The sequence below is a fragment of the Streptomyces sp. NPDC043854 genome (genome assembly GCF_056436005.1).
Genome location: NZ_JBWKDK010000046.1, coordinates 35,571 through 47,379, shown reverse-complemented (window position 1 = coordinate 47,379; position 11,809 = coordinate 35,571). Strand labels below are relative to the sequence as shown.

The window sequence follows — 11,809 nt, the reverse complement described above, 5'->3', positions numbered from 1 at the left end:
TGGTGTAGGGGAGTGGTGGTGGGGGGGGGTGGGTCTGGCCCGGGCGTCCGTTGGGTTCGTGTGGGGGGGGGGGGGGCCGGGGGGGGGGGGCGGCCCCCCCCCCCCCCCCCCCCCCCCCACGCTTCCCCCGGGGAACGTGTGGTCATGCGTTGGGGCGCAGGGTCCACACGACGGTCATCTCCCCGGTCACGGCCTCGTCGTCGCGCTGGATGGCGATGGTGACCGGGAACTCGGGGCGGCCGCCCGCGTCGAGCTCGGCGACGACCTCGGCGGCCGGGCGGCCGAGGGTGGCGGTGGCCGTCACGACGCCCTTGGCGAGCTTCTTGTAGGCGATCTCGGCCTTCACCGCGAGCGGCACGGCGCGCGAGAGCTGGTCGCCGAAGGCGGCCAGGACGATGGCACCGCTGGCGGACTCGGCGAGGGTGAACATGGCGCCGGCGTGCGGACCGCCCACGTGGTTGTGGTAGTCCGGCTGGTCGGGCAGGCGGACGACCGCGCGCTCGGAAGTGGTCTCCAGGAACTCGAGGTTCAGGGTCCGGGCCATCGGCACGGTCGCGGCGAGCAGTTCGCCCACATTCATCTGGTCTGCGCTCATGGGACGCGATGTTACCCACGAGTAGATGCGCTTGGCCAGACCTGTCCGGGGGGCGGCCGTGGCCCCTGTCGGCCGCTCCCACTATCGTTACCGGCCATGTGGCCAGGACAGCAGCAGCCGCCCGGGGGACAGCAGAACCCTCAGGACGCGCAACACAATCCGTACCAGCAGCAGCCGCCGGGGCAGCCGGGACAGCCGAACCCGTACCAGCAGCAGCCCGGTTACGGGTACCCGCAGGCGGGCTACCAGGCGCCGGCCCAGCCGTGGACCCAACCCCAGCAGGCCGTTCCGGCACCGCCGAGCGGCGGCGGTGGCGGTGGCGGCGGGCTCTCCACCAAGACGGTGGCCATCGTCGCCGCGTCCGCGGTCGTCGTCGCGGCCGCCGCGACGGGCGCGTTCGTCCTGACCCGGGACGACAAGACGAACGACGTGGCCGACAACAACCCCCCGGCCTCGTCCGCCGCGCCGCAGTCGCCCGCAGCGTCCTCGCCGGGCGACAACCCGCGCGCCGGCGGGGACGTCAAGCCCGTGATCCCGGGCTGGAAGGTCGTCGTCAACCCGAAGTACGGCACCGCCTTCGACATCCCGCCGGAGTGGAACGTCGCCAGCCCCGGCGTCATCGCCAGCTTCACGGACGAGGTCAAGAACGACGGCAAGCCGCTCATCAGCTTCTCCGCGCCGGCCTTCCTCAAGGAGGACTGGTGCACGATCGACTCCGACAAGGACGGGCGCGAGGAGAAGACCGAGCTGGCCGGCAGCGGCACCAAGGGCGGCCAGGGCGCCAAGGACACCGCCGAGGCCGTGAAGAACGAGGCCGGCAACTGGGCGTTCGCCGCGTTCGCGCAGAAGGCACCGAAGGGAACCGTCAAGGTCTCCGAGCCGAAGGAGTACACCACCTCCTCCGGCCTCAAGGGCCACATGGCGACCGCCACCGCGATCGGCGTGCCCAAGGAGAACAAGTGCTCGCGCGACGGCAAGTCCATCGCGTTCAGCTTCAAGACCGCCAACGGCGACTTCTCCAGCTGGATCCTGTTCAGCGCCGTCGGGGTCCCGGGTGAGGTCCCGCAGGAGACCATGGACAAGGTGCTCGGCTCGGTGCGCCTGCACGGCACCGGCACCAGCGGCTGATCCGGAAGGACGCACCCGCACCCGCACCCGCACACCCCTACGCCCCGGTCCGGTAATCGGTTTGGATTACCGCACCGGGGCGTGGATAGTCCGAGGGGTGAGTCCTCCCCCCACCACGCCGTCCCGCACGTACGCCCGCCGCCGGCCCGACTGGGCCGGCCGCAACTACACGCTGCTCACGGCCGCCGCCGTCATCACCAACCTCGGCAGCCACGGAGCGCTCATCGCCTCGGCCTTCGCCGTCCTGGAGGCCGGCGGATCCGCCGGCGACGTCGGCCTGGTCGCGGCGGCCCGCACGCTGCCGCTGGTCCTCTTCCTGCTGATCGGCGGCGCGGTCGCCGACCGGCTGCCGCGCCACCGCGTGATGGTCGCGGCCAACACCCTCAACTGCGTCTCGCAGGCCGCCTTCGCCGTCCTCGTCCTCGCCGGGGACCCGCAGCTGTGGCAGATGATGCTGCTCACCGCGCTCTGCGGCACCGGTACGGCCTTCTTCAACCCGGCCGCCGAGGGCATGCTGTTCGCCAGCGTCTCCGCCGAGCAGGCGAACCGCGCCTTCGCCCTCTTCCGGATGGCCGTGAACGGCGCCGGCATCGGCGGAGCGGCCCTCGGCGGAGCGCTGATCGCCGCCTTCGGGCCCGGCTGGGTGCTGGCCGTGGACGCGGCCGCCTTCGCCCTGGCCGGAGCCCTGCGCGCCGCCCTGGACGTGAGCCGGGTCGCGGACCGGGCGCCCGGCGGCGGCCTGCTGGCCGATCTGCGCGAGGGCTGGGTGGAGTTCCGGACCCGCCCCTGGCTGTGGGGGATCGTCCTCCAGTTCTCCGTGGTCGTCGCCGTCGTCGGTACGGCGGACGCCGTGTACGGGCCGCTCGTGGCCCGCGACGAGCTGGGCGGGCCCGCTCCCTGGGGCCTGGCGCTGGCCCTCTTCGGCGTGGGCACCATCGCCGGCGCCGTCCTGATGATGGTGTGGAAGCCGCGCCGGCTGCTGCTCGTGGGCACCCTGTGCGTGTTCCCGCTCGCGCTGCCGTCGGCGGGCCTGGCCGTGCCGCTGCCCGTGTGGGCCCTGTGCGCGGTGATGTTCGTGAGCGGCACGGCCATCGAGGTGTTCGGCGTGAACTGGATGACGGCCCTGCACCAGGAGATACCGGAGGAGAAGTTCTCCCGGGTCTCGGCCTACGACTGGTTCGGCTCGGTGTCGCTGCTGCCGCTGGCCACGGCCGTGGCCGGGCCCGTGGAATCGGCCTTCGGCCGCAGCGCCGCGCTGTGGGGCTGCGCCACGCTGGTCGTGGCCGTCAGCGCCGCAGTCCTCGCCGTCCCGGACGTGCGCCGGCTCACCCGCAGGCCGGGGCGGACGAAGGCCGGATCGTCCGCAGTCCCGACGGCCGCCCAGGCAACTGCCCCGGCAGCCGGCGCCCGCGCCGCCGCAGACTGAGCCCGCGCCGCCGCGGCGCGGGCATCGGCGGGCCCGCGCGCAGGCGGGCTCAGCCGATGCCGAACGCCCCGTCGGGCGGCTCCGGGGAGCCGGCGGCGTCCGCGTCGGCCACCGGCGCGGCCCCCCGAACGAACCGGTCCAGCTCGGGGCCGGCCACCACCCGCGCCGGGAAGGCGTCCGCCGCGCACCGCCGGGCCACGGCGTCCACCGGCAGCTCCCGGTCCGAGGCGAGCAGCACGGCGTTGCCGAACCGGCGCCCGCGCAGCACGCCCGGCTCCGCGACGAGCGCGACCTGCCCGAACACCGCGCGGAAGGTGGCCAGCTGGCCCCGCAGGAAGTCGAACGGCGCCCCGTCGGCCAGGTTCGCCGCGTACACCCCGCCCGGCCGCAGGACCCGCGCCGCCTCCCGGGCGTACTCCAGGGAGGTCAGCTGGGCCGGCACCCGCGAGCCGCCGAACACGTCGGCCACGATCACGTCCGCGCCCGCGGGGGCCGCGCCCTCCAGCCAGGCCCGCGCGTCCGCGGTGTGCACCGTGATCCGGGACCCGGCCGGCCATGGCAGGTGCTCCTCGACCAGTTCCACCAGCGCCGCGTCGAACTCCACGACGGTCTGCCGGGAGCCCGGCCGGGTCGCCGCCGCGTACCGGGGAAGGGTCAGCGCGCCGCCGCCGAGGTGCAGCAGGTCCAGGGCCGCGCCGGGCTCCGCGGCGCAGTCCAGGACGTGCGCGAGGCGGCGTGCGTACTCGAACTCCAGGTGCTCCGGATCGTCGAGGTCCACGTACGACTGCGGGGCGCCGTCGACGGTCAGCAGCCAGGCCCGGTCCCGGTCCACGTCCGGCATCAGCTTGGCGGTGCCCTGGCCCACGGCCCGGACCACCGGGATCTGTTCCTCGCTCATCGCACCATTGTCCGGCAGCCGGACCGCAGGCCCGTACGCCGGCCGGCCTGCCCGAAGGCCCGTACGCCCCGGGCCCGTACGCCCCGGGCCCGTACGCCCCGGGCCCGGACGCCGTCAGCCCGCCCAGACCGCGGCCGCCTCGGCGGCGTGCCGTGCGGCCTGGGCGAATCCGGCCCGCGCCGCCGGGGCCCGCCGCGCCGGGTCCAGGACGTTGCGCCCGAAGGCCTTGCGGGCCTCGGCGGACGGCGTGATCAGCAGCACCCGGGCACCCGCCTCCCGCAGCCGGGCCGCCTGGGCGGTCGGCGCGGGGACGTGCCCGGAGCCGAGGGTCATCGGCGCGAGGACCACCACCCGGTCGCAGTCGGCGGCCAGGTCCGCGTTGGCCGCGGAGCGGATCCCGCCGTCGATGTAACGGCGCTCCCGCACCGTCACCGGCGGCCACACCCCGGGCACCGCGCAGCTCGCCGCGACGGCGTCGACCAGCCCGGCGCCGCTCTCCCGGTCGAAGGCGGCGAGTTCCCCGCTGAGGGCGTCGACGGCGGTGACCACGAGCCGGCGCCGGGCGGGCCACTCGTGCGAGACCAGCCGGGCCGCGATCACCCGGCGCCGCTCCGCCTCCTCGCCGGTGTCGGCGGCCAGCGCCATCCCCCCGACGCGCCTGCGGTAGCCCGCCCCGTCGCGCGAGCGCAGCATCGCCAGCGCGTACCGGGCGACGAGCCCGCCCCCGAACCGGGCCACGGGCTCGCCCGCGGGGTCCACGAGCTGGCGCTCGTACAGCTCGCGCGGGGTGAGCAAGCCCGAGGCCAGCTGGGCGCCGACGAGCGAGCCCGCGGAGGTGCCGACGACGAGGTCGGCGCCGAAGAGGTCCACGCCCGCCTGCGCGAGCCCGTACAGCATCCCGGACTCCCAGCCGATGCCGGTCAGCCCTCCGCCGCCGAGCACCAGTGCCGTCCTGCCGCCGCCCATGCCGCCCGCCCCTCGTCGTGCCACGCCCTGTGGTGACGGCAGTCTGGCGTACCGGGACCGCCGCCACCACGCCGGGGCGCCTCAGCCGAGGACCGTCGTCACCGTCCCCGCGCCGACCGTGCGCCCGCCCTCGCGGATCGCGAAGCCGAGCCCGGCCTCCAGCGGCACGTCCCGGCCGAGCTCGACGGTCATCGTGACCGTCTCCCCCGGCCGGGCCACCGCGGCCGCGCCCAGGTCCACGTCCCCGACCACGTCGGCGGTGCGGATGTAGAACTGCGGCCGGTACCCGGTCGACAGCGGGGTGGTGCGCCCGCCCTCCCGCGCGGACAGCACGTACACCTGTGCCGTGAAGCGCCGCCGCGGCTCCACGCTGCCGGGAGCGGCGACCACCTGCCCGCGGCGCACCCCGTCGCGCGGCACCCCGCGCAGCAGCAGCGCCACGTTGTCCCCGGCCTCGGCGGACTCCATCGGCTTGCCGAAGGTCTCCAGGCCGGTCACCACGGTCTCCACCGGCTCGCCGTCGCCGCCGAGGAGGCTCACCCGGTCCCCCGGGCGCACCCGCCCGCGCTCGACAGAGCCGGTGACGACGGTCCCGCGCCCGGTGATGGTCAGCACGTTCTCCACCGGCATCAGGAACGGCGCGTCCGTGTACCGCACCGGCATCGGGACGTACGTGTCCACCGCGTCCAGCAGCGCCTCGATCGCCCCGGTCCACCGGGGGTCGCCCTCGAGCGCCCCGAGCCCGGAGACCCGTACGACCGGTGCGCCGTCCCCGCCGTAGCCGTGGGCGGTGAGCAGCTCGCGGACCTCCAGCTCGACCAGGTCGGTCAGCTCGGGGTCCCCGGCGTCGGCCTTGTTCAGGGCGACGACGATGTGGTCGACGCCGACCTGCCGGGCGAGGAGCACGTGCTCGGCGGTTTGCGGCATGACCCCGTCGAGCGCGGAGACGACGAGGATCGCCCCGTCGAGCTGGGCGGCGCCGGTGACCATGTTCTTGACGTAGTCGGCGTGCCCGGGCATGTCGACATGGGCGTAGTGCCGGGTGTCGGTCTCGTACTCGACGTGCGCGAGGTTGATGGTGATGCCGCGCCGGGCCTCCTCCGGGGCCCGGTCGATGCGGTCGAACGGCACGAAGGAGGCGCCGCCGCGCTCGGCGAGGACCTTGGTGATGGCGGCGGTGAGGGTGGTCTTGCCGTGGTCGACGTGACCCATGGTGCCGATGTTGAGGTGCGGCTTGGTGCGAACGAAGGCCGTCTTGGCCATGATGTCCCTTCCCGTGTACATGCGCTGCTGCGACCGGCCGAAGCCGGAACGGGACCCCTGAGGCCGAGCCGACCCTCCCCCTGTGGGGTCCGCCGGACTGTCCGGGAAGGGTCAGCGTCGTGCGCCGTCGAACGCGGCGAAGGCGAGTGCCTCGAAGAGCAGGACGGCAGCCTTCGGCGCGTCCGCGATGGCGGACGGCGCTGCGGGGAAGGCGTGCCGGGACATGCGGCCGATCGTGCCGGACCGGCGCCCCCTGCGTCGAATGAATTTCCTTCGAATGAACTTCCGTTGAATTCCGGTACGGCCCCGGGCTCGTGCGGGAGGGCGGCCCCGCGCGCGGCGCGCTGCGCGGGGATCGCGGCGGACGCCGGTCGTTCCTCCGCATGAGGCCTGGATTACGGCGGGCCGCCGCATACGTCGGATAGTCTCCCCGGATGTCCCTCCTCCTGGCGCCGCGGACCCGGCTGTCGCTGCTGGTCGTGCTGCTGCTCGCGTCCGGCGTGTGCGTGCTGCTGTTCGAGCCCCAGCGCATCCTGTCGGAGGGGTGGCCCCCGGGGCTGCCGGTGGGCGTGGCGGCGCTGCTGTTCGCAGGCGCGTACGGTCTGGGCACGGCGGCCCTCGTGCCGCGGCCGCTGCTGAACCTGGCCGCGGGGGCGATGTTCGGCATCCCGTTCGGCCTGGCCGCCGCGGTGGCCGGCTCGGTCCTGGGCGCCGGCATCTCCTTCGGCCTGGGCCGCGCCATGGGCCGGGACGCGCTGCGCCCGCTGCTGCGCGGGCGCTGGCTGCTGGCGGCCGACGACCAGCTGGCCCGGCACGGCTTCCGCTCGATGCTGGCGGTGCGGATCTTCCCCGGGATGCCGTTCGCAGCCGCCAACTACTGTGCCGCGGTGTCCCGCTGCGGCTGGCTGCCGTTCCTGGCCGCCACCGCCATCGGCATCGTGCCGAACACCGCGGCGTACGTCGTCGCCGGGGCCAGCGCCTCCTCGCCGGGCTCCCCCGCCTTCCTCGTCTCGTTCGGCTTCATCGCCGCGTCGCTGCTGGCGGCCGCCGTCGTCGGATGGCGCAAGCGGCACCGGCTGGCGCGCCCGGCGCGGCCGGCGGCCCCGGGGGCCCTGCACGAGCACCCCCCTGTGGTCGGAGCGGCTTCCCACGGGCCCTAGCATCGGACCCGAACTGCCCGACGATCACAAGGACGAACGCACCCCGACATGAGCTGGTTCGAATCCCTAATCCTCGGTCTCGTCCAGGGGCTTACGGAGTTCCTCCCGATCTCCTCCAGCGCCCATCTCCGGCTGACCGCGGCATTCGCCGGCTGGGAGGACCCGGGCGCGGCCTTTACGGCGATCACCCAGATCGGTACCGAGGCCGCCGTGCTGATCTACTTCCGCAAGGACATCGCGAAGATCGTCTCCACCTGGTTCCGCTCGCTCTACACGAAGTCGCTGCGGGCGGAGCAGGATGCCAAGATGGGCTGGCTGGTGATCGTCGGCTCCATCCCCATCGGCGTGTTGGGCCTGCTGTTCAAGGACCAGATCGAGGGTCCCTTCCGCGACCTGCGGCTGACCGCCACGACCCTGATCGTCATGGGCGTCGTCCTCGGTTTCGCCGACCGGCTGGCGGCCCGGGACGAGGAAGGCGGCCGGCACCGCGCCGTGCGCGAGCGCAAGACGCTGCGGGAGCTGGGCGTCAGGGACGGCCTGATCTTCGGTCTGTGCCAGGCGATGGCGCTGGTCCCGGGTGTCTCCCGGTCCGGTGCGACGATCTCCGGCGGTCTGCTGATGGGCTTCACCCGCGAGGCCGCCGCCCGCTACTCCTTCCTCCTCGCCATCCCGGCCGTCCTGGCCTCCGGCGGGCTGGAGCTGAAGCACATCGGCGAGGGGCCCGTCTCCTGGGGTCAGACGATCTTCGCGACGGTGATCGCCTTCGCCGTCGGCTACGCCGTCATCGCCTGGTTCATGAAGTTCATCACCACCAAGAGCTTCATGCCCTTCGTGATCTACCGGATCCTGCTGGGCATCCTGCTGTTCGCCCTCGTCGGCATGGGCGTGCTGAGCCCGCACGCAGCCGAGTCGGCGGGCTAGCCGGTACGCCGTCCCGCTCACCGTTTCGCGTGAACCGCCGGGCCGCTCGGGAACGTTCCCGAGCGGCCTTCGCGTCGTTGTGCGTGGAGAGTGTCGGAGTCCCGAAGCCGAGCAGCAGGGGGTGCCCCATGGGACGAGTGGTGCTGGAGCGGTTCCCGGCGGGGAGCCCGAGGGGTAGCTGGCCCGCCGAGGAGTACGCCGCCCAGCGGATGCGCGAGGGCGTGCCCGCGGAGGTGGTGATGGACCTGGCCAGCGACGCGTTCCTGGTCGTGGTCCGGCAGCGGGAGCCGTGTTCCGGCCACTGACCGCGAGCCGGCCGGACTGGCCGGCGCACGCCCCTTGGCCTCGCCGCCCGGCGCGCCCACACTGACCCGATGACGCAGCGTGTGGATCTCGCCTCGGTCATGGACCGGCTGGCGATCGACGAGGTGGTCACCGGGTACGCGATGGCCGTGGACGACGGCGACTGGGCGGCGTACCGCGCACTCTTCGCACCCGGCGGGCGCGCCGACTACAGCTCGGCGGGCGGGATCGAGGGCCCGGCCGAGGAGGTGGCCGACTGGCTCGCCGAGGCCCTGCAGCTGTTCCCGGTACGCCAGCACCTGATCGTCAACCGGCTGGTCCGGCTGGCCGACGGCGGCGGCTGGGCCGCCGACCGGGCCGAGGTCCGGGCCGAGGTCCGGGCCGACTTCGTCAACCCGATGCGACTCGACGGAGGCGGCGCCGGCGGGCCGGCGGCCGCCCCGGACTTCACCGCCGGCGGCCGCTACACCTTCGCCCTGGTCCGCACCGCCCGCGACGGCTGGCGGCTGACCCGGGTCACCGTGCACGAGAAGTGGCGCCACCTCTCCGCCTGAGCGGCCGATACGGCCCTGTCCCACACTGGAAGCGGAGGCGCTCATGGTCCCGGTCCCGAGGGCGGTCACGATCCCGAGGCGCACCCGGCGCCGGCGTGCGGCCGCCGCGGCCGCCGCCGGGGCACTGCCGTGCCTCGCCCTCCCCGCGCCCGCCCTGTGGTGGTGGGCGTACGTCGCCCTCGTGCCCTGGATGCTGCTGCTGAGGTCGGCGCCGACCGGGCGGCGGGCGGCCTGGGAGGGCTGGCTGGGCGGCGCCGGGTTCATCGTGGCCGTGCACCACTGGCTGCTGCCCAGCCTGCACGTGTTCCTGCTGCCCCTCGCCGCCCTGCTCGGCCTGCTCTGGATCCCCTGGGCGCTGCTGGTGCGCGAACTCCTCGGCGGGACCCCGGGACCGGGGCGGGCGGCCGCCGCGCTGGTGCTCGTCCCCGCGGGCTGGCTGCTGTCGGAGCTGGCCCGGTCCTGGCAGGGGCTGGGCGGGCCGTGGGGGCTGCTGGGGGCGAGCCAGTGGCAGGTGCCGCCGGTGCTGCGGCTCGCCTCGGTGGGCGGGGTGTGGCTGGTGAGTCTGCTGGTGGTGGCGGTGAACTGCGCGGTGGTGCTGCTGATCGCGGTGCCCCGGGCCCGGGTCCCGGCGGTGGCCGGGATGGCGGGGTGCGCGGTGCTGACCGGGGCGGTGTGGCTGTGGCTGCCGCGCCCGCAGGAGTCGGGCCTGCTGCGGGTGGCCGTCGTCCAGGCGGGCCTGGTGGCGGACGGCCCCGACAGCGCGGAGCGGCGCCTCGCCGCCGGGGAGCGGCTGACGCGGACGCTGGCCGGCCGGCCGGTGGACCTGGTGGTGTGGGGGGAGAGCAGCGTCGGCGCGGACCTGGCGGCCCGCCCGGACCTGTCCCGGCGGCTGGCCGCGCTGTCCGCGGAGGTGGGGGCTCCACTGCTGGTGAACGTCGACGCCCGGCAGCCGGCGGCTCCCCGCCCGGCGGCCGCGGCCGCGGCCGCGCAGGAGCACCCGGCAGGGGGCGGGGGCGGCGGGGAGGGCATCTTCAAGAGCTCCGTGCTCGTCGGCCCGCGCGGCCCGACCGGCGACCGGTACGACAAGATGCGCCTGGTCCCCTTCGGCGAGTACGTCCCGGCCCGGTCCCTGCTCGGCTGGGCCACCTCGGTCGGCAGGGCGGCGGGCGAGGACCGGCGCCGCGGCACGGCCCCGGTGCTGATGGACCTGCCGGGCGGGCCGGACGGACTGCGGATCGGGCCGCTGGTCTGCTTCGAGTCGGCCTTCCCCGACATGGGCCGCCGCCTCGTCCGCGACGGGGCCGGCCTGCTCGTCGCCCAGTCGGCCACCTCCACCTTCCAGGACAGCTGGGCCCCGGCGCAGCACGCCTCGCTCGGCGCGCTGCGCGCCGCGGAGACCGGCCGCCCGGTGGTGCACGCCACCCTCACCGGCATCAGCTCCGTGTACGGCCCGGACGGCGGGCGGATCGGCCCGCCGCTGCCCGTCTCGGCGAGCACGGCGCAGGTGTACGAGGTCCCGCTCGCCCACGGCACGACGCCCTACGTCCGCTTCGGCGACTGGCCGGTCGGTGCCTCCCTCGCGCTGCTCGCCGTGTACTGCACCGTGGAGGGGATCCGCACGCTGCGGATCAGGAAGCCTGCTCCAGAGCGGCCAGCACCACCCGCTCGCACAGCTCGTGGGTCAGCAGGGCGTCCCGGGCGCTGACCGCCTTCCCGGCCGCGACGGCCTCCAGGAAGGCGTCGACGGCCTGTTCGATGCCGCGCTGGCGGGCGACCGGCACCCAGTCCCCGCGGCGGCGCACGGTCGGCTGGCCGCGGTGGTCGACGACCTCGGCGAGGTTGACGACCTGCCGCTTGGTGTCCTGCCCGGACACCTCGAGGATCTCCTCGGGCGACCCGGACCGCCGGTTCATGATCCCGAGCGCGGTGAAGCCGGGCCCGGACATCTGGAGCACGACCTGGTCCATCAGCCCGCCGTGCACCCGGGCGCGGACGTCGATGTGGTCGGCCTCGCCGGGCAGCAGGAAGCGCAGGGTGTCCACGACGTGGATGAAGTCGTCGAGGACGAGGGTCCGCGGGTCCTCGGGCAGCCCCACCCGGTTCTTCTGGAGGACGATCAGATCCCGCGGGTGCTCGGCGCACTGGGCGTACCCGGGCGCGTGGCGGCGGTTGAAGCCGACGGCGAGGGGGACCCCGCGCTCCTCGGCGAGCTCCACCAGGCGCCGCGAGTCGGCGAGCTCGTAGGCCAGCGGCTTGTCCACGTACGTCGGCACCCCGGCCTCGAGCAGCCGGGTGACGATCTCGGGGTGGACGGCGGTCGGGGCGTGCACGAACGCCGCGCCGAGGCCTTGGGCCAGCAGGGCGTCGACGCCGGTGTGGCGGCGCTCCGCCGGGATGTGGTGGGACTCCCCGATCCGCTCCAGGGTGGCGGGCGTGCGGGTCTGGAGGTGCAGCTCCAGACCGGGGCGGGCCGTGAGGACGGGCAGGTACGCCTTCTGGGCGATGTCGCCCAGTCCGATGACGCCGACCTTCACCGCGGACCTCCAGGTGGTTCCTTGTGGGACCCCCGCAGCTTAATCCCTGGTGGAGACCGGC

12 protein-coding genes are annotated in these 11,809 nt (G+C 74.9%); 7 read left to right on the top strand and 5 right to left on the bottom strand.

Annotation, left to right across the window (positions count from 1 at the left end):
- Positions 1–142 precede the first annotated feature (142 nt).
- Positions 143–595 (bottom strand): DUF4442 domain-containing protein, encoded by a 453-nt coding sequence (locus AC068A_RS29990; protein WP_478589394.1) that lies wholly within the window; start codon positions 593–595, stop codon positions 143–145.
- 96 nt (positions 596–691) lie between these two features.
- Here AC068A_RS29990 and AC068A_RS29985 point away from each other — a divergent pair, with 96 nt between their 5' ends.
- Together AC068A_RS29985 and AC068A_RS29980 are read left to right on the top strand one after the other, a co-directional pair.
- On the top strand, positions 692–1,723 hold the full coding sequence (locus AC068A_RS29985; protein ID WP_478589393.1) for a DUF8017 domain-containing protein: 1,032 nt from the start codon (positions 692–694) through the stop codon (positions 1,721–1,723).
- Between the two features lie 97 nt (positions 1,724–1,820).
- Complete coding sequence (locus AC068A_RS29980) at positions 1,821–3,149, top strand: MFS transporter (RefSeq protein WP_478589392.1); 1,329 nt, start codon at positions 1,821–1,823, stop codon at positions 3,147–3,149.
- 49 nt (positions 3,150–3,198) lie between these two features.
- On the opposite strand, the gene AC068A_RS29975 is transcribed toward AC068A_RS29980, so the two are convergent.
- From AC068A_RS29975 to tuf, 3 genes are all read right to left on the bottom strand, one after another.
- Complete coding sequence (locus AC068A_RS29975; RefSeq protein WP_478589391.1) at positions 3,199–4,047, bottom strand: spermidine synthase; 849 nt, start codon at positions 4,045–4,047, stop codon at positions 3,199–3,201.
- A gap of 114 nt (positions 4,048–4,161) precedes the next feature.
- On the bottom strand, positions 4,162–5,013 hold the full coding sequence (locus AC068A_RS29970; protein WP_478589399.1) for a patatin-like phospholipase family protein: 852 nt from the start codon (positions 5,011–5,013) through the stop codon (positions 4,162–4,164).
- Positions 5,014–5,094: 81 nt separating this feature from the next.
- The gene (gene tuf / locus AC068A_RS29965) at positions 5,095–6,276 is read right to left on the bottom strand and encodes an elongation factor Tu (protein ID WP_478589390.1); all 1,182 of its coding nucleotides are present in this window, start codon (positions 6,274–6,276) and stop codon (positions 5,095–5,097) included.
- A gap of 434 nt (positions 6,277–6,710) precedes the next feature.
- On the opposite strand from tuf, the gene AC068A_RS29960 reads away from it, so the two are divergent.
- From AC068A_RS29960 to lnt, 5 genes are all read left to right on the top strand, one after another.
- Positions 6,711–7,436, top strand: a complete 726-nt coding sequence (locus AC068A_RS29960; RefSeq protein WP_478589389.1) for a TVP38/TMEM64 family protein — start codon at positions 6,711–6,713, stop codon at positions 7,434–7,436.
- Between the two features lie 48 nt (positions 7,437–7,484).
- Complete coding sequence (locus tag AC068A_RS29955; protein WP_478589388.1) at positions 7,485–8,357, top strand: undecaprenyl-diphosphate phosphatase; 873 nt, start codon at positions 7,485–7,487, stop codon at positions 8,355–8,357.
- 128 nt (positions 8,358–8,485) lie between these two features.
- Positions 8,486–8,662, top strand: a complete 177-nt coding sequence (locus tag AC068A_RS29950) for a hypothetical protein (RefSeq protein WP_478589387.1) — start codon at positions 8,486–8,488, stop codon at positions 8,660–8,662.
- A gap of 69 nt (positions 8,663–8,731) precedes the next feature.
- The gene (locus AC068A_RS29945; RefSeq protein WP_478589386.1) at positions 8,732–9,214 is read left to right on the top strand and encodes a nuclear transport factor 2 family protein; all 483 of its coding nucleotides are present in this window, start codon (positions 8,732–8,734) and stop codon (positions 9,212–9,214) included.
- 43 nt (positions 9,215–9,257) lie between these two features.
- Positions 9,258–10,919, top strand: coding sequence for an apolipoprotein N-acyltransferase (lnt, locus tag AC068A_RS29940; protein ID WP_478589385.1), 1,662 nt, complete (start codon positions 9,258–9,260; stop codon positions 10,917–10,919).
- Here the strand turns inward: lnt and AC068A_RS29935 are convergent.
- Positions 10,843–11,748 (bottom strand): Gfo/Idh/MocA family protein, encoded by a 906-nt coding sequence (locus AC068A_RS29935; RefSeq protein WP_478589384.1) that lies wholly within the window; start codon positions 11,746–11,748, stop codon positions 10,843–10,845. The two genes, lnt and AC068A_RS29935, sit on opposite strands and share 77 nt — an antisense overlap.
- Between the last annotated feature and the right edge of the window lie 61 nt (positions 11,749–11,809).

What these genes read in the sequence shown, in the direction of transcription:
- AC068A_RS29970 (WP_478589399.1), bottom strand. Translation starts at nt 5,013, where the DNA reads ATGGGCGGCGGCAGGACGGCACTGGTGCTCGGCGGCGGAGGGCTGACC.
- AC068A_RS29985 (WP_478589393.1), top strand. Translation starts at nt 692, where the DNA reads ATGTGGCCAGGACAGCAGCAGCCGCCCGGGGGACAGCAGAACCCTCAG.
- AC068A_RS29950 (WP_478589387.1), top strand. Translation starts at nt 8,486, where the DNA reads ATGGGACGAGTGGTGCTGGAGCGGTTCCCGGCGGGGAGCCCGAGGGGT.
- AC068A_RS29945 (WP_478589386.1), top strand. Translation starts at nt 8,732, where the DNA reads ATGACGCAGCGTGTGGATCTCGCCTCGGTCATGGACCGGCTGGCGATC.
- AC068A_RS29955 (WP_478589388.1), top strand. Translation starts at nt 7,485, where the DNA reads ATGAGCTGGTTCGAATCCCTAATCCTCGGTCTCGTCCAGGGGCTTACG.
- AC068A_RS29975 (WP_478589391.1), bottom strand. Translation starts at nt 4,047, where the DNA reads ATGAGCGAGGAACAGATCCCGGTGGTCCGGGCCGTGGGCCAGGGCACC.
- lnt (WP_478589385.1), top strand. Translation starts at nt 9,258, where the DNA reads ATGGTCCCGGTCCCGAGGGCGGTCACGATCCCGAGGCGCACCCGGCGC.
- AC068A_RS29990 (WP_478589394.1), bottom strand. Translation starts at nt 595, where the DNA reads ATGAGCGCAGACCAGATGAATGTGGGCGAACTGCTCGCCGCGACCGTG.
- tuf (WP_478589390.1), bottom strand. Translation starts at nt 6,276, where the DNA reads ATGGCCAAGACGGCCTTCGTTCGCACCAAGCCGCACCTCAACATCGGC.
- AC068A_RS29960 (WP_478589389.1), top strand. Translation starts at nt 6,711, where the DNA reads ATGTCCCTCCTCCTGGCGCCGCGGACCCGGCTGTCGCTGCTGGTCGTG.